At 69.8% G+C, this 22254-nt stretch carries 22 protein-coding genes; 13 read left to right on the forward strand and 9 right to left on the reverse strand.

The features are described from left to right. Window positions 1-5 precede the first annotated feature (5 nt). Together EOD42_RS20240 and EOD42_RS20245 are read left to right on the forward strand one after the other, a co-directional pair. Window positions 6-299, forward strand: coding sequence for a hypothetical protein (locus tag EOD42_RS20240; RefSeq protein ID WP_127789390.1), 294 nt, complete (start codon window positions 6-8; stop codon window positions 297-299). Then, window positions 296-727: a cell wall hydrolase gene (locus EOD42_RS20245; protein ID WP_127789391.1), complete on the forward strand. Its 432-nt coding sequence runs from the start codon at window positions 296-298 to the stop codon at window positions 725-727. The genes EOD42_RS20240 and EOD42_RS20245 overlap by 4 nt, the downstream gene beginning before the upstream one ends. Here the strand turns inward: EOD42_RS20245 and EOD42_RS20250 are convergent. The 4 genes from EOD42_RS20250 to EOD42_RS20265 form a co-directional block, all read right to left on the reverse strand. Then, a complete protein-coding gene (locus tag EOD42_RS20250) occupies window positions 724-2343 on the reverse strand; it encodes an ABC-F family ATP-binding cassette domain-containing protein (protein ID WP_127789392.1) in 1620 nt (539 codons plus the stop codon). The two genes, EOD42_RS20245 and EOD42_RS20250, sit on opposite strands and share 4 nt — an antisense overlap. 169 nt (window positions 2344-2512) lie before the next feature. Continuing rightward, complete coding sequence (gene uvrC, locus EOD42_RS20255) at window positions 2513-4402, reverse strand: excinuclease ABC subunit UvrC (RefSeq protein WP_240655228.1); 1890 nt, start codon at window positions 4400-4402, stop codon at window positions 2513-2515. Between the two features lie 310 nt (window positions 4403-4712). Next, entirely contained in the window at window positions 4713-5105 is a 393-nt protein-coding gene (folB, locus tag EOD42_RS20260; RefSeq protein ID WP_127789394.1) for a dihydroneopterin aldolase, read from the reverse strand. Continuing rightward, window positions 5102-5860 carry an SDR family oxidoreductase gene (locus EOD42_RS20265; protein WP_127789395.1) on the reverse strand — a complete coding sequence of 253 codons (759 nt, stop codon included), beginning with the start codon at window positions 5858-5860 and terminating at the stop codon, window positions 5102-5104. Before EOD42_RS20265 ends, folB begins: the two co-directional genes overlap by 4 nt. Window positions 5861-5948: 88 nt before the next feature. Between EOD42_RS20265 and EOD42_RS20270 the strand changes: the two genes are divergently transcribed. Beyond that, window positions 5949-6332 (forward strand): dihydroneopterin aldolase, encoded by a 384-nt coding sequence (locus EOD42_RS20270; RefSeq protein ID WP_164868034.1) that lies wholly within the window; start codon window positions 5949-5951, stop codon window positions 6330-6332. Window positions 6333-6335: 3 nt separating this feature from the next. Here the strand turns inward: EOD42_RS20270 and EOD42_RS20275 are convergent, their stop codons facing one another. Both EOD42_RS20275 and EOD42_RS20280 read right to left on the reverse strand, forming a co-directional pair. Further along, on the reverse strand, window positions 6336-6623 hold the full coding sequence (locus tag EOD42_RS20275) for a hypothetical protein (RefSeq protein ID WP_127789397.1): 288 nt from the start codon (window positions 6621-6623) through the stop codon (window positions 6336-6338). Between the two features lie 37 nt (window positions 6624-6660). Beyond that, window positions 6661-8166, reverse strand: coding sequence for a hypothetical protein (locus tag EOD42_RS20280; RefSeq protein ID WP_127789398.1), 1506 nt, complete (start codon window positions 8164-8166; stop codon window positions 6661-6663). 120 nt (window positions 8167-8286) lie between these two features. Between EOD42_RS20280 and EOD42_RS20285 the strand changes: the two genes are divergently transcribed. The 4 genes from EOD42_RS20285 to EOD42_RS20300 all read left to right on the forward strand — a co-directional run bounded on the left by EOD42_RS20285 (window position 8287) and on the right by EOD42_RS20300 (window position 12363). Beyond that, window positions 8287-9255 (forward strand): Bug family tripartite tricarboxylate transporter substrate binding protein, encoded by a 969-nt coding sequence (locus EOD42_RS20285; protein ID WP_127789399.1) that lies wholly within the window; start codon window positions 8287-8289, stop codon window positions 9253-9255. Between the two features lie 73 nt (window positions 9256-9328). Beyond that, window positions 9329-10846 carry an alkaline phosphatase D family protein gene (locus EOD42_RS20290; protein WP_164868035.1) on the forward strand — a complete coding sequence of 506 codons (1518 nt, stop codon included), beginning with the start codon at window positions 9329-9331 and terminating at the stop codon, window positions 10844-10846. Between the two features lie 21 nt (window positions 10847-10867). Further along, window positions 10868-11764: a 3-hydroxyisobutyrate dehydrogenase gene (gene mmsB / locus EOD42_RS20295; protein WP_127789401.1), complete on the forward strand. Its 897-nt coding sequence runs from the start codon at window positions 10868-10870 to the stop codon at window positions 11762-11764. 50 nt (window positions 11765-11814) lie between these two features. Then, window positions 11815-12363 carry a hypothetical protein gene (locus tag EOD42_RS20300; RefSeq protein ID WP_127789402.1) on the forward strand — a complete coding sequence of 183 codons (549 nt, stop codon included), beginning with the start codon at window positions 11815-11817 and terminating at the stop codon, window positions 12361-12363. On the opposite strand, the gene EOD42_RS20305 is transcribed toward EOD42_RS20300, so the two are convergent. Both EOD42_RS20305 and EOD42_RS20310 read right to left on the reverse strand, forming a co-directional pair. Further along, the gene (locus EOD42_RS20305; protein WP_127789429.1) at window positions 12364-13671 is read right to left on the reverse strand and encodes a DNA polymerase IV; all 1308 of its coding nucleotides are present in this window, start codon (window positions 13669-13671) and stop codon (window positions 12364-12366) included. Window positions 13672-13706: 35 nt separating this feature from the next. Next, on the reverse strand, window positions 13707-14588 hold the full coding sequence (locus EOD42_RS20310; protein ID WP_127789403.1) for an ROK family protein: 882 nt from the start codon (window positions 14586-14588) through the stop codon (window positions 13707-13709). Between the two features lie 59 nt (window positions 14589-14647). Between EOD42_RS20310 and EOD42_RS20315 the strand changes: the two genes are divergently transcribed. Together EOD42_RS20315 and EOD42_RS20320 are read left to right on the forward strand one after the other, a co-directional pair. Beyond that, window positions 14648-14872 (forward strand): sulfurtransferase TusA family protein, encoded by a 225-nt coding sequence (locus EOD42_RS20315; protein ID WP_127789404.1) that lies wholly within the window; start codon window positions 14648-14650, stop codon window positions 14870-14872. A 2-nt stretch (window positions 14873-14874) separates the two neighbouring features. Then, on the forward strand, window positions 14875-15810 hold the full coding sequence (locus EOD42_RS20320; RefSeq protein WP_240655230.1) for a histone deacetylase family protein: 936 nt from the start codon (window positions 14875-14877) through the stop codon (window positions 15808-15810). Here the strand turns inward: EOD42_RS20320 and EOD42_RS20325 are convergent. Then, the gene (locus EOD42_RS20325; protein ID WP_127789405.1) at window positions 15792-16724 is read right to left on the reverse strand and encodes a glycosyltransferase family 2 protein; all 933 of its coding nucleotides are present in this window, start codon (window positions 16722-16724) and stop codon (window positions 15792-15794) included. The two genes, EOD42_RS20320 and EOD42_RS20325, sit on opposite strands and share 19 nt — an antisense overlap. A gap of 134 nt (window positions 16725-16858) precedes the next feature. Between EOD42_RS20325 and EOD42_RS20330 the strand changes: the two genes are divergently transcribed. The 4 genes from EOD42_RS20330 (at window position 16859) to trpA (ending at window position 22225) form a co-directional block, all read left to right on the forward strand. Further along, window positions 16859-18445 (forward strand): hypothetical protein, encoded by a 1587-nt coding sequence (locus EOD42_RS20330; RefSeq protein ID WP_127789406.1) that lies wholly within the window; start codon window positions 16859-16861, stop codon window positions 18443-18445. A gap of 87 nt (window positions 18446-18532) precedes the next feature. Further along, a complete protein-coding gene (locus EOD42_RS20335; protein ID WP_127789407.1) occupies window positions 18533-20122 on the forward strand; it encodes a hypothetical protein in 1590 nt (529 codons plus the stop codon). Window positions 20123-20189: 67 nt separating this feature from the next. Continuing rightward, window positions 20190-21413 (forward strand): tryptophan synthase subunit beta, encoded by a 1224-nt coding sequence (gene trpB / locus EOD42_RS20340; RefSeq protein WP_127789408.1) that lies wholly within the window; start codon window positions 20190-20192, stop codon window positions 21411-21413. After that, window positions 21410-22225: a tryptophan synthase subunit alpha gene (gene trpA, locus EOD42_RS20345; protein ID WP_127789409.1), complete on the forward strand. Its 816-nt coding sequence runs from the start codon at window positions 21410-21412 to the stop codon at window positions 22223-22225. Before trpB ends, trpA begins: the two co-directional genes overlap by 4 nt. The last annotated feature ends 29 nt before the right edge of the window (window positions 22226-22254 follow it).

The following is a 22254-nucleotide window of genomic DNA, read 5'->3' on the forward strand; positions in this document are numbered from 1 at the left end:
ATAGCATGACGCCCGCCGAGGTCCCCCCCAACCTGATCGTTTCCGTGGTGCAGGCCCCCATGCTGATGGGGCTGTTCTGGATGCTGCTGGGCATCCGGCGCGAGCTGGACCGCCGCATCGAGCGCGGCGACCTGCGCCAGACCGATGGCCTGTCCCGCACGCGGGAGGAACTGGCCCATTTCAAGCTGGAAGTGGCGCGCACCTACGTGCCCCTGTCGCTGATCCGCAGCCTGGACCAGCGCGTGACCGAGCACCTGAACCGCATCGAAGCCAAGCTGGAAGAGGCGACCCGCCGATGAACCCGACCGAGATCCTGGCCCGTACCCTGTATGCGGAGGCCGGCCGCTGCCCCGTGCGCGGCATCGAGGCGCTGGCCGCCCTGGTGCTGCGCCGCGCGCGGCTGGCGAAGGAGGATGCCGCCGCGCGGGCGCGCTTCGCGGGGAACAGCCCGATGGTCAGCCTGCCGGGTCTGGTGGCGGCCGTCTGCCGCGCGCCGTTCCAGTTCGGCTGCTGGCGGGTGGAAGGCGAGGCCTGGCGCGTGCCGGAAGGCGACGCGGCGCTGGCCATCTGCCGGCGCATCGCGGCGCGCGCCATCGCGGGCGCCCTGCCGGACCTGGCCCCTGGCGCCACGCATTGGCACCGCGAGGCGGAGCTGCCGCGCTGGGCGGTGGGGAAGATGCCGCTGGGCGAGGCCGGCGGCATCACGCTGTATCGGCTGGCGGCCTAACGCAGCCCCGGCGCTTCCTGCCCGGTGCTGGCCACGTATTCGGTATAGCCGCCGCCATACTGGTGGATGCCCTCGGGCGTCACCTCCAGCACGCGGTTGGACAGCTCCGCCAGGAAGTGCCGGTCGTGCGAGACGAACAGCATCGTCCCCTCATAGGCCTTCAGCGCCTCGATCAGCATTTCCTTGGTGGCCATGTCCAGGTGGTTGGTCGGCTCGTCCAGCACCAGGAAGTTCGGCGGATCATACAGCAGGCGGGCCATCACCAGCCGCGCCTTCTCACCGCCCGACAGCACCTTGCAGCGCTTCTCCACCTCATCGCCCGAGAAACCGAAGCAGCCGGCCAGCGCGCGCAGGGAACCCTGCGCGGCGCGGGGGAAACTGTCCTCCAGCGCCTCGAACACGGTGTGCTCGCCGTCCAGCAGCTCCATGGCGTGCTGGGCGAAATAGCCCATCTTCACGCTGGCGCCGCGGGTCACGGTGCCCTCGTCAGGCGCGCTGTCGCCCGTGATCAGCTTCAGCAGGGTGGATTTGCCGGCGCCGTTCACGCCCAGCACGCAGCAGCGTTCGCGCCGGCGGATCAGCAGATCGACGCCGTCATAGATCACCCGGCTGCCGTACCGCTTCGAGACGCCCTTCAGACTCGCTACATCCTCGCCCGAGCGGGGGGCGGGCTGGAACTCGAAGCTCACGGTCTGGCGGCGCTTGGGGGGTTCCACGCGCTCGATCTTGTCGAGCTTCTTCACCCGGCTCTGCACCTGGGCGGCGTGGCTGGCGCGCGCCTTGAAGCGCTCGATGAACTTGATTTCCTTGGCCAGCATCGCCTGCTGGCGCTCGAACTGCGCCTGCTGCTGCTTCTCGTTCATGGCGCGCTGAGTTTCATAGAACTCATAGTCGCCCGAGTAGCTCGTCAGCGAACCGCCATCGATCTCGATGATCTTGTTGATGATGCGGTTCATGAACTCCCGATCGTGGGAGGTCATGAGCAGCGCGCCGTCATAGCCGCGCAGGAAGTTCTCCAGCCAGATCAGGCTTTCGAGATCGAGGTGGTTCGACGGTTCGTCGAGCAGCATCACATCGGGGCGCATCAGCAGGATGCGGGCCAGCGCCACGCGCATCTTCCACCCGCCCGACAGGTTGCCGACGTCGCCGTCCATCATCTCCTGGCTGAAGGACAGGCCGTTCAGCACCTCGCGTGCCTGGGCCTCCAGCGCATAGCCGCCCAGGTCGTCGAAGCGCGCCTGCACCTCGCCGAAGCGCTCGATCAGCGCCTCCATCTCATCCATGCGGTCGGGGTCGGCCAGGGCGGCTTCCAGCTCACGCAGCTCGGCCGCGACGGTCGAGACATCGCCCGCGCCGTTCATCACCTCCGCCACCGCGCTGCGGCCGGACATCTCGCCCACATCCTGGCTGAACAGGCCGATGGACACGCCGCGATCGATCAACACCTGGCCCTCATCGGGGACTTCCTGGCCGGTGATCATGCGGAACAGCGTGGACTTGCCGGCGCCGTTGGGGCCGACCAGGCCGATCTTCTCGCCCTTCTGCAACGCGGCCGAGGCCTCGATGAAGAGAAGCTGCTGGCCGTTCTGCTTGCTGATGTTGTCGAGACGGATCATGGGCGGGGTTATGCCACGCTGCGCTGCGGCGAAAAGGGGCTCAGAGGGATTCTTCTTTTTCCGAAGAAAAAGAAGCAAAAAGACTTTTCGAGCCGACCAACGCCGAAGGTGGCTCCCCGCCCTCTAAATTCCCAAAAGTTTTTTGGTTCTTTTTTCCAAAAAAGAACATTCAAGCCGGATGAAAATGCTCGAAGATCTTCTTCGCCAGGCTCTGCCCGATCCCCGGACAATTCACCAGATCATCCAGCCCCGCATTCCTGACGCCCCGCGCCGAACCGAAATGGTTCAACAGCTTGCGTTTCACCAGCGTGCCCACGCCCGGCACCTCGTCCAGCTCGCTCTTCACCAGCGACTTCGACCGGCCGGCGCGGTGGGTGTTGATGACGAAGCGGTGCGCCTCGTCGCGCAGGCGTTGCAGATAATACAGAACGGGGTCGCGCGGCGGCAGCTGGAAGGCCTCGCGGCCGTCCATCTCGAACCACTCGCGCCCGGCATCGCGGTCCACGCCCTTGGCGATGGCCACCACCGGAATGTCATCCACCCCCAGCTCCGCCATCACCGCGCGCACGGAGGACAACTGCCCCGCGCCGCCGTCGATCAGCAGCAGGTCGGGCCAGGATTCACCCTCGCGCGTCGGGTCTTCCTTCAACGCCCGGGCAAAGCGGCGCTCCAGCATCTCCCGCATCATGGCGAAGTCGTCGCCGCCCTTGGCCTCGCGGATCGAGAACTTGCGATAGGCCGATTTCATGAAGCCGCCGGCACCCGCCACGATCATGGCGCCATAGGCATTGGCGCCCTGGATGTGGCTGTTGTCGTACACCTCGATGCGGCTGGGCGTGTCCGGCAGGCCGAACACCGTCGCCACCCCCTCCAGCAGCGCGCCCTGGGCGGTGGATTCCGCAAGCCGGCGCTCCAGCGCCTCACGCGCGTTGGTCGCCGCGTGCTCCACGGCGGCGCGCTTGTCGCCGCGCTGCGGGCGAGAGAGCTCCACCTTGCGGCCCGCCTTGATGCGCAGCGCCTCGGCCAGCAGCGGGGCTTCGCTCGGCTCATGGCTCAACAGCACCAGCGGCGGCGGGGGCAGATCCTCATAGAGCTGGCCCAGGAAGCTCTCCATCACCTCCTCAGGCGTGATGTCGGCCTTGGCGTGGGTCAGGAAGTAGGGGCGGTTGCCGTTGTTGCGGCCGCCGCGGAAGAAGAACACCTGCACGCAGCTCTGCCCGGCCGCCATGTGCAGGGCGATCACATCGGCGTCGCCCACGCCTTCCATGTTGATGCGGCTGCTGCCCTGAACATGCGTCAGGCCCCGGATACGGTCACGCAGTGACGCCGCGCGCTCGAATTCCAGCGCCTCGGCGGCCTGTTCCATCTCGGCGGCCAGGCGCTTCTGGATGGAGGGCGTCTCACCGGCCAGGAACTGCTTCGCCTCCCGCACCAGCTCGCCGTATTCCTCGCGGCTGACGCGGTCGACGCAGGGCGCCGAGCAGCGCTTGATCTGGAACAGAAGGCAGGGGCGATCGCGGCTGTCGAACACCGTGTCGCGGCAGGTGCGCAGCAGGAACACGCGCTGCAGCGCCGTGATGGTCTGGTTCACCGCCCAGGCGCTGGCGAAGGGGCCGAAGTAACTCGCGCCCTTGCGGCGCTCGCCCCGGTGCTTGGCGATCTGCGGGTACGCATGGTCCTCGCTGAGCATCAGCCAGGGATAGGATTTGTCGTCCCGCAGCACGATGTTGAAGCGCGGCCGCAGCTTCTTGATCAGGTTGGCTTCGAGCAGCAGGGCCTCGGCCTCGCTGCCGGTGGTGATCACCTCCAGCCGCCGCGTCTCGAACACCATGCGCCGCAGGCGTTCCGGCAGCCTGGCCACCTGGGTATAGGTCGTGACCCGCCGGCGCAGCGCCCGGGCCTTGCCCACGTAAAGCGCCTCTCCGCGCGCATCCAGCATGCGGTACACGCCCGGCGAGAGCGGCAGGGTGGGCAGCGCGGCCTCGAGCACCGCCAGCCCCTGCATGACGGGGGCGGCATCGCCCTCCATCGGGGCTTCGGGCGGGTCGTTCTCTGGCATGTCAGCGGTCATGTGGCCGGGGTTTGTTGCGGACTCAAGGGCTTGTGAGTTCTCCACGGAATCTGTGGATAACCCTGTGGGAATAATTCTGGCGGGGCAGAGAAAATGGCGGCCATCCGCCAATCCTTTGTTACTGCCCAAATTTTGAGCTGGAAAGATAACTATTTGATCTAGAACAAAAAACCCCTCGCACGCGGTCGTGAACATTCTGCCATGTTACAAAAAGCGCTTGCCTTCACCCCATGGTTGAAGCAGCAGCCCGGCCGGTGGACGAATTGCAGACTCGGTCAACCCCCAGGGCGCTGGTTTTTCAAACTCTTGTCCGTTCGATGACAACGCCGACACTGCGCACATCGGGAAAGGCATCGGGCTTCTCGACCGTCACGCGCGCCACCGCCACGCGCGGATCCTGCAGCGCGGCGGCCGCGATGGTCTCGGCCAGGGTCTCCACCAGCAACACATGCCCGGTCGCGACCACGCCGCGCGCCGCATGCACCACGGCCTGATAGTCCACCACCCGCTCCAGCGCGTCGGGGCCGATGCCCTCGGGCGCGCTTTCGTCATAGACCTCGAGTTCCACCCCCACGACGATGGTCTGGGGGGAGGCCTTCTCATGCGGGTGGATGCCGAGCCTGGCGGTCAGTTCCAGCCCCCGCACGAACACGAGCCGCGTGCGGCGATGGGCGTTCGGCGCGTCGATCATCGCACCACCCCCGTCGCTGCGGGAAAGGCCACATCCCTGCCCCGCCGGCGCAGGCGCTGTCCGGAATCCACCACGATCACTTCTCCGGTCGTGCTGCGCGCGCCCAGCAGATAGGCGACGGCATCGGCCACGTCCTGTGGCTCGACGCCGCGTTGCAGCGGGTTGTTGATATGGGCGCGGCGGAAGTTCTCGTCCGTCTGGTCGCCCGAGACCAGCACGATTGCCGGCGCCACGCCATTCACGCGGATGCGAGGCGCATAGGCCAGCGCGTGCATTTCCGTCATGCCCAGAAGACCGTATTTTGACAATGCGTAGGTGAAATAGTCGGGATTGGGCGCGAACAGCCGGTTGTCCAGCAGGTTCACCACCGCGCCCTGCGCATCATCGGGCAGGGCCTCGGCGAAGCCCTTCACGAGCAGCGCGGGCGCCAGCAGGTTCACCGCCATGTGGCGCTGGAACGCTTCAGCCGAGAAGGCCGTGGGCTGATCGTAGTCGAACAGGCTCGCGTTGTTCACCAGCGCGTCGATGCGCCCGGCCAGCGCGGCGGCGCGGCCCGGCAGGACGGCTGCGGCCTGCGCGTCCTCCAGATCCGCCTGGATGGTCCAGGCGCGCGGCAGGCTGGCGGCCAGGGCCTCGGCCTCGGCGGCCGAATCCCGGTAATGCAGCACCACGCCCCAGCCCAGCGCCGACAGATGCCGCGCGATGGCGGCACCGATGCGCCGCCCGGCGCCCGTGATCAGCACATTGCCTGCCATGAATGCCCCTTCGGCCCTTTGCGCCATTCGCCGGGCTGGTCCTATATCGCGGGCGCAGCACGCGCCACCCCCAGGATCAGGAACCAGCATGGAGGCGATCACCCTCTTTCCCGAAGGCTACGTCGCCTCCCGCGTCACGGGCATCACGGTCGAGGTGGCGGTGGGCATCCACCCCTGGGAACGCTTCCCCGAGCGGCCCAACCTGCTCTCGGTCGATGTGGAGATGTTCGTGCCGGTGGAAGCCGTGCAGCCCAGCGCCGAGGGCATCGTGGATTACGACCCCATCCGCCGACTGGTGAAGAGCTGGAGCGGGCGCGGCCATGTGGAATATCTGGAGACGCTGGCCGAGGAAGCCCTGGCCGAGGTGTTCCGCGATGCCCGGGTGAAGGCCGCCCGCATCCGCATCATGAAGCGCCAGATCTTCCCGGAATCCGAGGGCGCCGGGATCGAGCTGTTCCGGCGCAGGGCCTGACCCTCAGCCCTTGCCGATCTTCTTGGCATTGGCGCTGACCCGGCGGCGGGCGGGCGCCATGGCCGCCTTGGCCACGGCTTCCGGGGTCGCGCCGCGCATCATGGCGGCGCCGGCGTCGAAGGCACCGGTCATGCAGGCCTGCCACTTCTCGAAGGCCAGCTCCGTCAGGCGTTCATGGGCCTGCGCCGGGTTGGCCCAGAGCTGGGCGCTGTGCATGCCGTAGACCCAACCCGCCTGGGCCAGCCAGGCGTAGTCGGCAAAGGGGTCGGGCATCTTTTTGCGGCGCATCATGACGATATAGGCCCAGGCGAGCCAGGCCGCCAGAACCCTATCGGGCCAGGCACCAGAAGGGTTCCGCGGGCACCCGCGCGCAGCCGGGCCACCAGCCCTGGCGGCAGCTGGCATTGTGCATGGTCACCCAATGCCCGGCGCGGCGGCAGTCGCGCCAATGCGCCTCCGTCGTGGCCTCTCCGTCATAGAAGATGTTCTGCAGCCAGAAATCGCCCAGCATTTCCAGGGGCGCCATCAGCGCCTGTACCCATTGCCATTTCGCCGGCTGCGCCGGGCGGGCCAGGGCCAGGGCGCCGCGCTCCACCGCCCGGCGATAGCCGCGCAGGAAATGCGATTCCAGCCTGACGCCCAGCCGCCCGGCCGCCTTGCCCACCACCAGTTCCAGCACCAGCGGCTCACAGTGGTCAGGCAGCATCAGCGCGGTGGGAAAGGCGAAGGTGGTGCCGGGAAAGGTGCCGGCGCGGGCGAACAGGTCGATCTCGAAGAAGTAGCCCACGACCCGCATCCCGGCCGCCACCTGGGCCACATGCGCCATCTCCTGCCCCGGCACCACGCGCGCCCAGCGCGCGGTCAGGCTCTGCCAGACGCGCATCGCCACGGCGTGGTCGGGGTTGGTCGCGGCCCAATGGCGCTCCAGCGCGGCGGGGAAGCCGCGTTCGCGCTCATGCACCAGCCGGGCCAATGCCTCCTGCGCGCCGGTGCCGCCCCAGGAGACGACATGCACGAGCCGATGCGGCGCGCCCTGCTCCTCCAGGTAGGATTGCACCAGGAAGCCGAGGCCCTGGCTCGACAACCCGCCCTGGCTCTGGCCGGTGATGAACACCTCCCCGCCATCGGGCGAGGCGGCATAGTCCGCGGCCTCGGCGATCATCGCCAGCGCCGCGTCGGAGACATATTGCGCGCGGGAGAAGGTGAGCCCCGAGGCCCAGCCCCGGAAATCCGTGTGCTCGAACACATGGGTGCCGGCGATGGCATAGATGCGGTGGGGCGGCAGGCCGGGACGCGACTGCAGCACCAGCGCCGCGAAGCCGCTGTAGCGGTCGGCATGGATGGCCCTGATATCGTAGCCGTCGAGCGGCGCGGGCTCCGCGGGGTCGATCAGGCGCGGGGGCTCGTCGGGGCTTTCGCCCACCCGGATGTCATAGGCGCGGTCCGCGGCGCGCACCGTCGCCTCATCCACCCGCCACAGCGAGGCGATCGCGGAACGCCGGTCCTGCAGCACCGCCTGGGTGTCGACGTCCGTGCGGTAGGTGGTGCGCGGGTTGCCGTCCGGGGTGGGCATGTCCCGCAGATCCCGCAGCAGCAGGCGCAGGTGAAGCTCACGCCCGCCCTGGGTGATGGTGGTCTCCAGCCGGTGGCGGGCCAGAACTTCCTCGGCGAAGGGGGCCAGGCGGGCGAAGGCCAGGTTCACCTCCCGCGCGCGGACACGGCCGAGCGCCTCGGCGCTTGCCTCGCAGCGGTTGATCTGGGCACGGGCGGCACCCAGGCGCGCATCGTCCTGCCCAGGCTGGGCCCAGGCGGAAACAGCTGAAAACAGCAACATGAGGATGAGGACGAAGCGAGGGAGCATTGGGCGGGCCTGATAACCCAACGTCGCCGTGATGCGAACGGTTGCCCCGGCCCTTCCCGCGCGTTACCCATTTCGCAGAAGAAGGAAACGTCCATGATCATCACGTCTCGCCGCGCCGCGCTGGCGGGGGCCGGCAGCCTGTTGGCGGCCCCGGCCCTTGCACAGAGCTGGGCTCCCAGCCGCCCGATCCGCCTCATCGTGACCTATCCGCCCGGCGGCGTGAACGACATCGTGGGCCGCATCATCGCGGACCCGCTGACCCATGAGCTGGGCCAGCCCGTGGTGGTGGAGAACCGCGCCGGCGCGGGCGGCAATATCGGCACCGTCGCCGCCGCCCAGGCCGAGGCCGACGGCCACACCATCCTGTTCGGCACCACCGCGCTGTTCGGCGTGAACCCCATCCTCTATGCCAATTCCGGCGTGGACGCGGTGCGGGACTTCACGAGCCTGGGCACGATCGGGGAGGTGGCGAACATCCTCTCCGTCATCCCTGGCCGCGTCGAGGCGACGGACCTGCGCGGCTTCATCGCGGAGGCCCGGCGCAAGCCGCTGACCTATGGCTCGGTCGGCAACGGCTCCTCCTCCCATCTCTCCGCCACCGTGTTCCTGCGCATGGCGGGCATCGAGGCGACCCATGTGCCCTATCGCGGTTCCTCGCCGCTGGTGGCGGCGATGCTGGCGAAGGAGGTGGATTTCGGCTTCGACACCACCGCCACCTCCACCGCGCAGATCCGCGCCGGCTCCATCCGCCCGCTGGCCGTGACCACCACCACCCGCGCCAGCGCCCTGCCCGATGTGCCGACCATGGCCGAGGCGGGCCTCGCGGGTTACGACCTCGGCATCTGGTTCAACCTGGCGGTGCCCAAGCGCACACCGGCCAATATCGTGGCGCGACTGACCGAGGCGCTGGAGAAGTCCCGCACGGAGCAGACGGCGCAACGCCTGCGCACGGCCTTCGTGGAGCCCCTGGCCGTGCCGCGCGCCGAGAATGACAGCTGGGTGGCCGCCAGCGCCACCCGCTGGCAGGGCATCGCGCGCGAAGCGCGGATCACCCTGGACTGATCCCCCTGGCGGCACGGCATTTGTTGCCGTGCCGTCATCCGCAAATCGTCACGCGCGCGGTATGGTCGCGCCCATGCACAGCGCCGACCGCCACATCCTCCATCTGCACCGCCGCGGCCTGCTGACCGGCGCGCTGGCGCTGACGGCGCTGGCCACCCAGCCCGGCTGCGTCGCGCTCGCGCAGGAGGAAGGGCTGTTCGGCCTGGGGGTGGCCAGCGGTGACCCCTGGCCCGATTCCGTCGTGCTCTGGACCCGCCTGACGCCCCGCACGCCGGAGCCCGTGCCCCTGCGCTGGGAAATCGCGGCCGATGACGGGTTCCGCCAGGTGGTGGCGCGCGGCGAGGCCGTGGCCGGCCCCGACCACGGCCATGCCGTGCATGTCATCCCCACCGGCCTGCAGCCGGGGCGGCACTACTGGTATCGCTTCACGGCCCAGGGGCAGACGAGCCGGGTGGGACGCACCCGCACCGCGCCCGCCCCGGATGCCGATGTGCCCGTGCGCTTCGTCAACGCCAGCTGCCAGCGCTACGAGCACGGCTATTTCACCGCCTGGCGCCATGCGGCCGCCGATGACGCGCTGGATTTCGTCTTCTTCAACGGCGACTACATCTATGAATACGGCCACCGTGCCGTGGGTGCCTCGCCGCTGATCGCGCGCGCGGTGGACGGGCCGGAATGCGTCACGCTGGACCAGTACCGCGCCCGCTATGCCCAGTATCGCCGGGATGCCGACCTGCAGGCCGTGCACGCGGCCCACCCCTTCATCGTCACCTTCGACGACCATGAGGTGCAGAACAACTGGGTCAGCGACATCCCCTCCGTACCGCAGCCGGCGGGGGTGGAGTTCGCGCTGCGCAAGGCCGCCGCCTTCCGCGCCTGGTACGAGAACATGCCGGTGCGCCCCGCCGCCCTGCCGCGCGGGCCGGACATCACGGCCTATCGCCGGCTGGTGTTCGGCCGGCAGATGGCGCTGCATGTGCTGGACACCCGCAGCTTCCGCGACGACCAGCCCTGCGGCGATGGCCGCAAGCAGGCCTGCGAGGCCGTGCATAACCCCGCCGCCCAGGTGATGGGCAGCGCGCAGGAGGCCTGGCTGTTCGACAGCGTGCGCAACGGCGCGGCGATGCAGGTGCTGGGCCAGCAGATCTTCATGGCCACCCGCCCCTATCCGGGCGACCAGTTCAGCATGGACAGCTGGGACGGCTATCCCGCTGCCCGCAGCCGCGTGATGCAGGGGCTGCGCGATCGCGGCATCGCCAATCCCATCGTGCTGACGGGCGATGTGCACCGCGCCTGGGCGGGGCTGGTCACGGCGGGGGACCGGGCGCTGGGCACGGAATTCGTCGCGACCTCCATCGCCAGCGACGGCGATGGCCGGGATGCCGATGCCGGCGCCCTGGCGCTGATCGCGGCGCATCCGCACCTGCGCTTTCACTCCGCCCGGCGCGGCTATACCCGGCATGAGGCCGCCCGGGGCCGGATGACGGCCGAATACCTGGCCCTGCCCTATGTCAGCCGCCCGGGCGCGGAAGCCGCCCCGGTGGCGAAGCTGATGACGGAGGCGCGCGCGCCGGGCATCATCCCCGCCTGAAGCAAGACAACAGGGGGAAACATGGCCGACATCGCGTTCGTGGGGCTGGGCCGGATGGGCCTGCCCATGGCGCTGAACCTGGTCAAGGCCGGGCACAGCGTGAAGGGCTTCGACCTCAGCATGCCGGCGCTGGAGGCTTTCGCCGCCGGCGGCGGCATCGTGATGCCCAGCGCGGCCAAGGCCGCCCAGGGGGCTGGGGTCGTCATCACCATGCTGCCGGCCGGGCGGCATGTGCATGAGGCCTGGCTGGAGGAAGGCGGGCTGGCGGGTGCCATCGCCCCTGGCGCGCTGCTGATCGACTGCTCCACCATCGATGTCGGCACGGCACGGGAACTGGCGGCGGCACTGGGCCCGCGCATGCTGGATGCGCCCGTCTCCGGCGGCGTCATGGGCGCCGAGGCCGGCACCCTGACCTTCATGGTGGGCGGCGAGGCGGAAGCCTTCGCGGCCGCAGACCCCATCCTGGCCGCGATGGGCAGGAAGCGCGTGCATTGCGGCGGCGCCGGCGCCGGGCAGGCGGCCAAGGCCTGCAACAACATGCTGCTGGCCATCTCGATGATCGGCACCTGCGAGGCCTTCGTCCTGGCCGAGAAGCTCGGCCTGTCGCACCAGGCGCTGTATGACGTGGCCAGCACATCCTCTGGCCAGTGCTGGTCGCTGACCACCTATTGCCCCGTGCCCGGCCCGGTGCCGGCCAGCCCCGCCAACCGGGACTATGTGCCGGGCTTCGCCACTTCCCTGATGCTGAAGGACCTGGGGCTGGCGCAGCAGGCGGCCGAGGATTTCGGTGCCGAGACACCGCTCGGCCGGCTCGCGCTCGACCTGTACGGCGAGTTCGCGGCGGAGCATGCGGGCCAGGATTTCTCGGCCATCATCACGATGTTGCGGGATCGGCACGGACGGGCGCCGTCGCCCTGAAATTGCCGCGAAGCGCCGGATAGTTCCGCCTTCGGTGCAGGAGAAGCGTCATGGGTTGGTGGGAGCAGCGTTCGTCGCGCTGGCAGGCCTGCATCATCGCGCAGGTGGGCGGCGCCGCGATACTGGGCGGCGGCGTGTTCTTCATGCAGTTCCGCAGCCCGGACATTCCGGTGCGCCCCGTGTTCCTGGCTGTGGCCGGCGGCGCGGGCGCGGGCGGCAGCATCGGCAGCGCCGTCTCCATCCCCTACTCCGACATCATCCGCCAGCTGATCAACCCGAACTTCCACCCCCCAACCCAGGATTACGGCTGGAGCGCGCTGGACGGCACCTTCTCCTGCCAGGACATCCAGCGGGAGAAGTTCGACATCGTGCAGGTGGGTGCCTCGGCGGTGGTGCTGGGAGCGCAGCTCTGCGTGTTCAGCATCACGGATGTGGGGCTGTTCCACCCGGATCGGGAATTGTGCTCCACCCGCATCAACGTGCCGTCCAACCTGCCCCAGGTGGGCCAGGCGCTGATGGACCTGCCGCAGATTCAGGGCGGGCTGGGCGTGGGCGGCTTCGCCTTCACGGGCACAATCTTCTACATCGGCACCGGCTGATCACTTCAGCGAACGGCCCTTCACCACGGCGCCGGCGCCGAACTTCTCCCGCAGCTTCTCCATCGCCTGCCAGCGCTTCGCCTGGCGGGGCGCATCCGGGTCCGCCAGGTCCAGCGCATCGGCGTCCCGCGCATCGGCCAGGGGCTGGGCGCCGATGCCGATCAGGCGATAGGCGGTGCCGTCCACCTCACGCGCCAGCAGGGCGCGGGCGGCCTCGAAGATGGGCTCCGGCACCAGGCTGGGATGCGGCAGGCGCACATTGCGGGTGCGCAGGGCAAAAGAAGCGGTCTTGAGCTTCAGCACCACGCCGCCCGCCGCCAGCTCCTTGCCGGCCAGGCGCCGGCACAGCTTCTCCGTCAGGTTCCACAGGATGGTCTCCAGCTCCTCCAGCCCCCTGATGTCGCGCTCGAAGGTGGTCTCGGTGGAGACGGATTTGGTGTCGCGCTCCGGGCGCACCGGCCGGCTGTCCTCGCCGCGCGCGCGGGCGGCCAGGCCCGGGCCTTCCTCACCGAAGCGGCGGGCGGCATCGCGCGCGTCCAGCGCGGCCAGCTGGCCCAGCCGGGTGAAGCCGGCGCTGGACAGCCGCTTCGCCATCGCGGGCCCGACGCCCGGCAGCAGCGTGACCGGTTCGGGGGCCAGCAGGCCCGCGGCCTCCGCCGCGCCGATCACGGCGAAGCCGCGCGGCTTGTCGCGGTCCACCGCGATCTTGGCCAGCAGCCGGTTGGGGGCCAGGCCGATGGAGATGGTCACCCCCACCTCGCGCTCCACCTGCCGCGCGAGGCGGGCGAGCACCACGGCGGGCGGGGCGCGGTGCAGGGCCGCCGTTCCCGACAGGTCCATCACCGCCTCGTCGATGCTCTGCGCCTGCACCAGGGGCGTCAGCGCCTGCATCATCTCGCGGATGCGCCGGCCCTCATGCACGTATTTGGCCATGTCGGGCTTGATGACCACGGCATCGGGGCACAGGGCCAGCGCCTTGAACATGGGCATGGCCGAGTGCACGCCGCGCGTGCGGGCGATGTAGCAGGCCGTGCTGACCACCCCGCGCCTGCCGCCACCGATGATGACGGGCCTGGCCGCCAGTTCCGGGCGGTCCCGCTTCTCGACACTGGCATAGAAGGCGTCGCAGTCCACATGGGCGATCGAGAGGTCGAACAGCTCCGCATGGCGCAGGATGCGCCGGCTGCCGCAGCGCGGGCAGGTGGCGGCCGGCACCTCCTGCTCGTCGCAATCGCGGCAGATCGCGGGCGGCCGTCCGGCAGGGCGGTCGGCTGAGGGCTGGCTTTGGACCGGCGCGGAAAAGGCCACGCCAGACCGGCCCGACAGCCCTGCCGGACGGCCGCTTACCACAATCGCGCCGCCCCGAGCACGCCGGAGCTGTCGCCGTGCCTGGCCGGCACCAGCCGGGTGTTCACCACATCGGAGAACACCCAGCGTTTCCAGAGCTTCGGCACCTCCGTGTACAGGTGCTGCATGTTGGACAGCCCGCCCGCCAGCACGATCACCTGCGGGTCCAGGATGTTGATGACATGGGACAGGGCACGGGCCAGCCGGTCCGCGTGGCGGGCCAGGGTGGCGGCGGCGCGCTCATCCCCGGCAGCGGCGCGGGCCGGCAGGCCGGTGGCGTCGGTCGCGCCCTCTCCGTCGCAATCGCGTGCCAGGGCGGGGCCGCAGAGGAAGGTCTCGATGCAGCCGTCGCGGCCGCAGAAGCAGCGGCGGCCGGGGAACTCATCGGCCGTCATCCAGGGCAGCGGGTTGTGGCCCCATTCGCCGCCGATGCGGTTCATCCCCTCCAGCAGCTTGCCGTCCAGCACCACGCCGGCGCCGACGCCGGTGCCCAGGATGACGGCGAAGACGCTGGCGGCCCCGGCCGCGGCGCCGTCGCTCGCCTCGCTCATCGCCAGGCAGTTGGCGTCGTTGGAGATGCGCACCGGGCGGCCCAGGGCGCGGGAGAGATCCTCCTCCAGCCGGCCGCCGTTCAGCCAGGTGGAATTGGCGCCGCGCACCAGACCGGTGGCCGGCGACAGGCTGCCGGGAATGCCGACACCCACCGTGCCGCTGGCGCCCAGCTCCTCCTCCGCGCCGTCCACCAGGAAGCGGATGGCGTCCAGCACGCCGTTGTAGCTGCGGGGGGTGGGCACCCGGCGGCGCAGCAGGGCATGGCCCGCTTCCGCCAGGGCCACCACCTCGATCTTCGTGCCGCCGAGATCAATACCGATGCGCATGCCCCTGTTTCGCGCGCCGCACCCTTGCGGGCAAGGCTTCCCGTCGCATCATACAGGGGATGGAAACGCTCGATGTCCGGGGGCTGAAATGCCCCCTCCCGGTCCTGAAGGCCAACAAGGCGCTGCGGGGCATGGCCCCGGGGGCCGAATTGCTGGTGCTGGCGACCGACCCCGCCGCCGAGAAGGATTTTCCGGCCTTCGCGGAGGAGACCGGCCATGGGCTGGTGTCGCTGGCGAAGGAGGATGAGGTGCTGCGCGTGGTGCTGCGCCGGCGGGAGGGCTGAGCATGACCGCCCCTGTCCTGCTGCTGACCCATCCGGCCTGCCTGCTGCATGACATGGGCGAGGGCCACCCCGAGCGCCCGGACCGGCTGCGCGCCCTGCATGCGGCCTTCGCCGAGGCCGAGTTCGACGCCCTGCTGCGCGAGGACGCGCCGCAGGCCACCGAAGCGCAGCTGACCCTGGCCCATCCCCCGCATTACGTGCAGCGCGTGCTGGCCACCCACCCCCGGCACGGAGAGCTGGTGCGGCTGGACGCCGACACGGCCATCGGCCCCGGCAGCCTGGAGGCCGCCCTGCGCGCGGCGGGCGCCGGCATCCGCGCGGTGGAGGCGGTCATGGCCGGCGAGGCGCGCGCGGCCTTCGCGGCGGTGCGCCCGCCCGGCCATCATGCCGAACCCGACACGGCCATGGGCTTCTGCATCTTCTCGAACGTCGTCATCGCCGCGCGCCATGCCCAGCGGGCGCTGGGGGTGGGCCGCGTCGCGATACTGGATTTCGACGTGCATCACGGCAACGGCACCCAGGCCTGCGTGGAGGCCGACCCGAGCATCCTGTTCTGCTCCAGCCACCAGATGCCGCTTTATCCCGGCAGCGGGGCGGCCTGGCAGGTGGGCGTGGGCAATGTGGCGAACGCGCCGCTGCGCCCTGGTTCGGGCGGGGCCGAGTTCCGCGCCGCCTGGGAGGGGCTGCTGGCACGGGTGCGGGAATTCGCGCCTGAGCTGGTGATCGTCTCGGCCGGCTTCGATGCCCACCGCCGCGACCCGCTGGCCAGCCTGGAGCTGGAAGCCGAGGATTTCGCCTGGATCACGCGGGAGATCATGGCGGCCTCGCCGCCCGGCCGCGTCGTCAGCATGCTGGAGGGCGGCTATGACCTGGAGGGGCTGGCGGAAGGCGCCGCCGCCCATCTGCGGGAAATGATGGCCTATCGCACCGAGAGATAGGCCAGGCGCTTCAGCTCCCGCCTCGTGTGGGTGGTCGCGTCCAGGATCAGCCCCACCGCGAAGGACAGCAGCGCCGAGATCATCATGCCCGAGGCCAGCACCGCCGTGGGCAGCTTGGGCACGAAGCCGGTCTCCAGGAACTCGAACACCAGCGGCAGGCCGAGGGCGAGCGAGCCCAGCAGCAGCACCAGCCCCGCCGCGCCGAAGAAGGCCAGCGGCCGCTCGCGCCGGATCAGCTGGCCGATCATGTTCAGGATGATGAAGCCGTCGGCATAGGTCTTGAGCTTGGAGACGGAGCCCTCCGGCCGCTCGCCATAGGGGGCCGCGATCTCGCCGATCGGCATGCGCAGTTCCAGCGCATGGATCATGATCTCGGTCTCAATCTCGAAGCCGCTGCTCATGGCCGGGAAGCTTTTCGCGAAGCGGCGGGAGAACAGCTTGTAGCCCGACAGCATGTCGGTGGTCCGCCTGCCGAACACCGCGCCCACCATGCCGGTCAGCAGCTGGTTGCCCAGGCGGTGGCCGGGGCGGTAGGCCTTCTCGGCGGTTTCCTGGCGCGCGACGTTCACCAGGTCATAGCCGCCCGCGGCGCCGAAGCGCAGCAGTTCGGGCGCCACGGTCGGGTCATAGGTCGCGTCGCCGTCGACCATGATGTACCAGTCCGCATCGATGTCGGCGAACATGCGGCGCACCACGCTGCCCTTGCCGGGCTGCTCCTCGAAGCGGGTGATGGCGCCGGCGGCGAGCGCCGCCTCGGCCGTGCCGTCGGTCGAGTTGTTGTCGTAGACATAGATCTCGGCATCAGGCAGCGCCGCGCGGAATCCGGCCACGACCTCCGCGACGGTCAGGGCCTCGTTGTGGCAGGGCACCAGGACGGCGACACGGGTCCCGGCGGCGGTGTGGTGGTCGAACATGGTGTTCCGGTTGTGAACTCGTGGTCCTTCTAGAGCCTGACGGCACGCCGCGCGAGAGTGGGACGGCGCCTTGACCGTATGGGGCGCGCTGCCTAAGCCCGGCTCAGCGGTTCCCGGCGGCGGAGGTTGTTGCGATGGCATGGTCACAGCTGCGCCGGTGGGCCGGGCGCGGCGGCAGCGGCCCGCAATGGCTGCTGCTGGTGCTTATGTGCATGGCCGCGGGGCTGTGGTCGGTGCGGACCGGCACCGACGCCAACTGGGACCTTCGCAACTACCACCTCTACGGCCCCTATGCGCTGCTGAACGGGCGCATCGGCCAGGACATCGCGCCCGCCCAGCAGCAGAGCTTCTTCAACCCTCTCGTGAACTTCTACTACTACGGGTTGTTCCGGGGCCTGAACGGCTTCCCCCGCGTCCTGGCCTTCCTGATGGGGGTTCCGGCAGGGGTCTATGCCTTCGCTCTGTGGCAGGTGGCGCTGCTGGTGGCGCGGGACGTGATGGGGCGCGGCCGGGCCGCCCTGGCCCTGGCGGCGGCCGCCACCCTGCTGGGCATGACGGGCGCCGGGGTGCGGCCCTCCATCGGTTCATCCATGGCGGATGTGAATGTGGCCGCCCTGGTGATGCTCGCGGTCTGGCTGGCCCTGCGCGCGGCCTATGCCGGGGGCCGGCCGAGGACCGGGGCGATGGTGCTGCTGGGATTGCTGGCCGGCGCCTCGGTGGGGCTGAAGCTGACCAATGTGCTGTATGCCGCGCCCTTGGGGCTGCTGGTGCTGGGCCTGTTCGGGCTGCGCGCCGCGGTGCCCGCCGGCATCGCCATGGGGATCGCGTTCCTGGCGGGCTGGGGGCCCTTTGCCCTGATCATGCGCGAACTGCACGCCAGCCCGGTCTTTCCGCTCTACAATGACATCTTCGCCTCGCCGGACTATCTGCCGGTGCGGCTGACCGATGACCGCTTCCTGCCGCGCAGCACGATGCAGGCCGTGTTCTACCCCTTCTACTGGACGGTCCGGAACACGGGGCTGGTCACCGAGCTGGGCATGCGGGACTGGCGGGTCGCGGCCGGCTACCTCTCGGCCGTGCTGGTCCTGGCGGCTGCCGCGAGCCGATGGCTGCTTGAGGAACCGCCCCGCATTGCCCGCCCTGCCCTGCTGCTGTTCCTGTTCTGCGCGGGCGCCCTGGCGTTATGGACCCACATGTTCGGCATCTACCGCTACCTGCTGGTGGTCGAGAGCCTGTCCGGCGTGCTGATGATGCTGGCGGGACGGGAGCTGTTCCGGGAGCGCCGGCTGCGGCTGGGCGCGGCCTATGGCCTGGCCGCCGCCGCCATCCTGGTATCGACGCGCGCGCCCAACTGGCCGCATGTCCGCCACGGACGGCAAGCGGTCGGGGTGGAGATGCCGGCCATGGCGCCCGACAGCATGGTGCTGCTCGTGGGCGACGACGCGCTGTCCTATCTGGTACCGTTCATGCCGCCGGGCATCCGCGCCATCGGCCTGCGCAACAACCTGGTGCGCGAGGGCGAGGAACATGGCCTGATCCGGCGCATACGCGCGGCGATCGCCGGGCACCGGGGCCCGCTGCTGATGCTGGCCGAGAACGGGCGCGACCGTGGCGTGCAGGCCGCCTATCTGGCGGGCTTCGGGATGCGCATCGGCCCCTGCGCGCCGGTCCGCAGCAACCTCGAGCCCGGCGGCTATGAACTGTGCCGGCTGGAGCGGTAACCCGCTTCACAACTTGACCCGCTTGGGGGTGGTTCCTAAGACCGAACGGCGCCGCCCTCCCGGCGGGATCTCGACCGCAGGGGGCCCATGCAGCATCCAACCTTCACGCAGGGCTTTCTTCGTCAGGCGGCGCTGCTGCTGGCCCTGATGGTCCTGGGCGGATACGCCTCCGCTTCCCTCGGCACCGACACCAACTGGAACCTGCGGAATTCCCTTCTGTATGGAAGCCACGCCTTCCTGCACGGGCGGCTGGGCCTCGACGTCGCGCCGGCGCAGCTCCAGACCTATCTGAACCCGCTGGGGGGAGTGCCCTACTACTGGCTGGCGACGCGGCTGGGGGACAGGCCCTGGCTGCTGGCCTTCGTGATGGGCATGCCTGCGGGCCTTTATGCGTGGCTGCTGTCGCGCATCGCGCTTCAGCTGGCCGCGGGCGCCTTCCTGGCGCGGCGGGTCGGCAAGCTGGCGGCCTGGATCGCAGTGCTGCTGGGCGTGACGGGCGCGGGCTTCGCGTCCCAGATCGGCAGCAGCGCCCAGGACATCCTGTTCGCCTGCCCGTTGCTGCTCGGCCTGTGGCTGATGCTGCGCCAGGCCGGCGCCCCGCTCAACGGGTGGGGTGAGGGGGCCAGGCTTCTGCTGGCGGGCCTGGCCTGCGGCGCGGCGATGGGCCTGCAGCCGGTGAACGGCCTCTACGCCCTGCCGCTGGGCCTCGCCGCGCTGCTGCTGCCGGGGCGGCGGCCTGTGCTGCTGATGGGGTGCGGCATGCTGGCGGGCTTCCTGCTGGCGTGGCTGCCCTTCGCGCTGATGCTGCAGGCGGAATTCGGCAGCCTGTTCTTCCCCTTCCACAACCAGTTTTTCCGTTCGCCGGAATTTCCGCCGATCCGCCTGGCCGACGAGCGCTTCCTGCCGCGCGGCGTGGTGCAGGCGCTGTTCTATCCCTTCTACTGGCTGCAGCCGGGCGTCATCTCGACGGAAGTGCCGATGATGGATGCCCGCATGGCCATCGGCTACCTCGCGGCGCTGCTTCTGCTGGTGCTGCTGTTCCGCCGGGGCGTCAGGCTCGACGTCATCCGGCGTGAACGCGCGCCGCTGATGCTGCTGGTCGTGATGGCCGGCGCCTATGCGATGTGGGCCTGGATGTTCGGCATCTACCGCTATCTGCTGCTGGCCGAGAGCCTGTCCGGCCTGCTGGCCATGGTGGCCGTCGGCCGGCTGGTGCAGCGGCCCCGCCTAGTGGCGGTGGCGCTGTTCGGCGGGCTGGCGGCGGTGGCGATCTTCAACACGGTAAAACCTGACTGGGGCCATACGGCGCATCGCGCGCCGCTGTTCCGCTTCGAGCCCGCACCGGACATGCCGGCCGACGGCATGCTGCTGATCGCGGGCGGCTATCCGCTGTCCTATGTGGTGCCGTTCCTGCCGCCCACGGTGCGGGTGGTCGCCCTCTACAACAACATCCTGGCCGACCATCTGGGCGAGGATTATGGCCTGCGCCGCCGCGTGAACCGCGCCATCGCGGAACATCGCGGCCCCTTCCGCCTGCTGACGGACCCGTCCGAGAACGAGGACACGATGCGCCGCGCCCTGGCGCGGCACGGGCTGGCGCTCGGCCCCTGCGCGCTGATGCGCACCAGCATGGACCCGGGCGGGCTGCGCTTCTGCGAAGTGGTTCGCGTCCCCTAGGTATCAGCGGGGGCGGAAGTGCTTTAGAAGCACCAGCGTCACAAGCCCAAGGAAACGGGGAACGACGTTGAACCAGCCCCTTCAGCCCAACAGCCTGCGCTCCGGCCCCGATGCGGCCGGCCGCTTTGGCACATTCGGCGGCCGCTACGTGGCCGAAACCCTCATGCCGTGCATCCAGGAAGTGCAGGAGGCCTATGACGCCGCCCGCCAGGATCCCGCATTCGAGGCCGAGTGGCGTTGGCTTCTGAAGGATTACGTGGGGCGCCCCAGCCCCCTGTGGCACGCCAAACGCCTGACTGAGCACCTGGGCGGCGCCCAGGTCTGGATGAAGCGCGAGGACCTGAACCACACCGGCGCCCACAAGATCAACGCCGTGCTGGGCCAGATCCTGCTGGCCAAGCGCATGGGCAAGACGCGCATCATCGCGGAGACCGGGGCCGGCCAGCACGGCGTGGCCACCGCCACCGCCTGCGCGCTGTTCAACCTGCCCTGCACGGTCTTCATGGGCGCCACTGATGTGGAACGCCAGAAGCCGAACGTGTTCCGGATGAAGCTGCTGGGCGCGGAGGTCGTGTCCGTCACGGCCGGCGCCGGCACGCTGAAGGACGCGATGAACGAGGCCCTGCGCTACTGGGTCGCGAACGTCCACGACACCTACTATTGCATCGGCACGGTGGCGGGCCCCGCCCCCTATCCGCAGATGGTGCGCGACTTCCAGTGCGTGATCGGCGACGAGGCCAAGGTGCAGATGCAGGAGGCCATCGGCCGCCTGCCGGACACCCTGGTGGCGGCGATCGGCGGCGGGTCCAACGCGATGGGCCTGTTCTTCCCGTTCCTCGACGACGCCTCGGTGGAAATCCGTGGCGTGGAGGCCGCGGGCCATGGGCTGGACGTGGAGAACGGCCATTGCGCCAGCCTGACCGGCGGGCGCCCCGGCGTTCTGCACGGCAACCGCACCTATCTGCTGCAGGATGCGAACGGCCAGATCCTGGAGGGCCATTCGATCTCGGCCGGCCTGGATTACCCCGGCATCGGGCCGGAGCATTCCTGGCTGCATGAGATCGGGCGGGTGAAGTATGTCTCCGCGACCGACAAGGAGGCGCTGGAGGCGTTCCAGCTTTGCTCCAAGCTCGAAGGCATCATCCCCGCCCTGGAGCCGTCCCACGCCATCGCGCATGCCATGGCCATCGCGCCGACGCTGCCGAAGGAACATGTCATCCTGATCAACCTCTCTGGCCGGGGCGACAAGGACATCTTCTCCGTGGCCGACCATCTGGGGGTGAAGCTGTGAGCCGTATCGCCAGGCGCTTCGCCGCCCTGAAGCAGGAAGGGCGCGGCGCGCTGATGCCCTTCCTCGAAGCCTATGACCCCGACCCCGCGACCAGCATGGCCATCCTGCGGGGCATGCCGGGCGCGGGCGCCGACCTGATCGAGATCGGCATGCCCTTCAGCGACCCGATGGCCGATGGCCCGACGGTGCAGCTGGCCGGGCAGCGCGCGCTCAAGGCCGGCGCCACCATGGCCGGCACCCTGGCCATGGTGCGGGACTTCCGCGAGGAAGACCAGGACACGCCCATCATCCTGATGGGCTACCTGAACCCCATCATCAGCTACGGGCCGGAACGCTTCTGCGTGGATGCCGCGGCCTCGGGCGTCGACGGGCTGATCGTCGTCGACATGCCGCCCGAGGAAAGCCAGGACGTGCAGCCCTTCGCCATGGCGCAGGGGCTGGACATGATCCGGCTGGTGGCGCCCACCACCGACGCGGCGCGGCTGCCTTCGGTGCTGAAGAACAGCTCGGGCTTCATCTACTACGTCGCCATCACCGGTGTGACCGGCACGCGCAGCGCGACGGGCGACGCCCTGCGCGCCGCCATCCCGCTGGTGCGGCAGCACACCGACCTGCCGATCGCCATCGGCTTCGGCGTGCGCACGCCCGAACAGGCGGCGGAAGCGGCGAAGATCGCCGATGGCGCCGTGGTGGCCAGCGCGCTGATCGACAAGCTGGCCAGCACGCTGGACAGCGAAGGGCGCGCGACGCCGGGGACGGTGCGGGCGGTGCTGGATGACGTGCGGGCGCTGGCTGAAGCGGTGAAGGCGTAAGGCGGGGGCGCTGCCCCTGACGACCCCGC

The sequence above is a fragment of the Rhodovarius crocodyli genome (assembly GCF_004005855.1).
Lineage (GTDB): Bacteria > Pseudomonadota > Alphaproteobacteria > Acetobacterales > Acetobacteraceae > Rhodovarius > Rhodovarius crocodyli.

What these genes read in the sequence shown, in the direction of transcription:
- EOD42_RS20240 (WP_127789390.1), top strand. Translation starts at nt 6, where the DNA reads ATGACGCCCGCCGAGGTCCCCCCCAACCTGATCGTTTCCGTGGTGCAG.
- EOD42_RS20245 (WP_127789391.1), top strand. Translation starts at nt 296, where the DNA reads ATGAACCCGACCGAGATCCTGGCCCGTACCCTGTATGCGGAGGCCGGC.
- EOD42_RS20250 (WP_127789392.1), bottom strand. Translation starts at nt 2,343, where the DNA reads ATGATCCGTCTCGACAACATCAGCAAGCAGAACGGCCAGCAGCTTCTC.
- uvrC (WP_240655228.1), bottom strand. Translation starts at nt 4,402, where the DNA reads ATGCCAGAGAACGACCCGCCCGAAGCCCCGATGGAGGGCGATGCCGCC.
- folB (WP_127789394.1), bottom strand. Translation starts at nt 5,105, where the DNA reads ATGATCGACGCGCCGAACGCCCATCGCCGCACGCGGCTCGTGTTCGTG.
- EOD42_RS20265 (WP_127789395.1), bottom strand. Translation starts at nt 5,860, where the DNA reads ATGGCAGGCAATGTGCTGATCACGGGCGCCGGGCGGCGCATCGGTGCC.
- EOD42_RS20270 (WP_164868034.1), top strand. Translation starts at nt 5,949, where the DNA reads ATGGAGGCGATCACCCTCTTTCCCGAAGGCTACGTCGCCTCCCGCGTC.
- EOD42_RS20275 (WP_127789397.1), bottom strand. Translation starts at nt 6,623, where the DNA reads ATGATGCGCCGCAAAAAGATGCCCGACCCCTTTGCCGACTACGCCTGG.
- EOD42_RS20280 (WP_127789398.1), bottom strand. Translation starts at nt 8,166, where the DNA reads ATGTTGCTGTTTTCAGCTGTTTCCGCCTGGGCCCAGCCTGGGCAGGAC.
- EOD42_RS20285 (WP_127789399.1), top strand. Translation starts at nt 8,287, where the DNA reads ATGATCATCACGTCTCGCCGCGCCGCGCTGGCGGGGGCCGGCAGCCTG.
- EOD42_RS20290 (WP_164868035.1), top strand. Translation starts at nt 9,329, where the DNA reads ATGCACAGCGCCGACCGCCACATCCTCCATCTGCACCGCCGCGGCCTG.
- mmsB (WP_127789401.1), top strand. Translation starts at nt 10,868, where the DNA reads ATGGCCGACATCGCGTTCGTGGGGCTGGGCCGGATGGGCCTGCCCATG.
- EOD42_RS20300 (WP_127789402.1), top strand. Translation starts at nt 11,815, where the DNA reads ATGGGTTGGTGGGAGCAGCGTTCGTCGCGCTGGCAGGCCTGCATCATC.
- EOD42_RS20310 (WP_127789403.1), bottom strand. Translation starts at nt 14,588, where the DNA reads ATGCGCATCGGTATTGATCTCGGCGGCACGAAGATCGAGGTGGTGGCC.
- EOD42_RS20315 (WP_127789404.1), top strand. Translation starts at nt 14,648, where the DNA reads ATGGAAACGCTCGATGTCCGGGGGCTGAAATGCCCCCTCCCGGTCCTG.
- EOD42_RS20320 (WP_240655230.1), top strand. Translation starts at nt 14,875, where the DNA reads ATGACCGCCCCTGTCCTGCTGCTGACCCATCCGGCCTGCCTGCTGCAT.
- EOD42_RS20325 (WP_127789405.1), bottom strand. Translation starts at nt 16,724, where the DNA reads ATGTTCGACCACCACACCGCCGCCGGGACCCGTGTCGCCGTCCTGGTG.
- EOD42_RS20330 (WP_127789406.1), top strand. Translation starts at nt 16,859, where the DNA reads ATGGCATGGTCACAGCTGCGCCGGTGGGCCGGGCGCGGCGGCAGCGGC.
- EOD42_RS20335 (WP_127789407.1), top strand. Translation starts at nt 18,533, where the DNA reads ATGCAGCATCCAACCTTCACGCAGGGCTTTCTTCGTCAGGCGGCGCTG.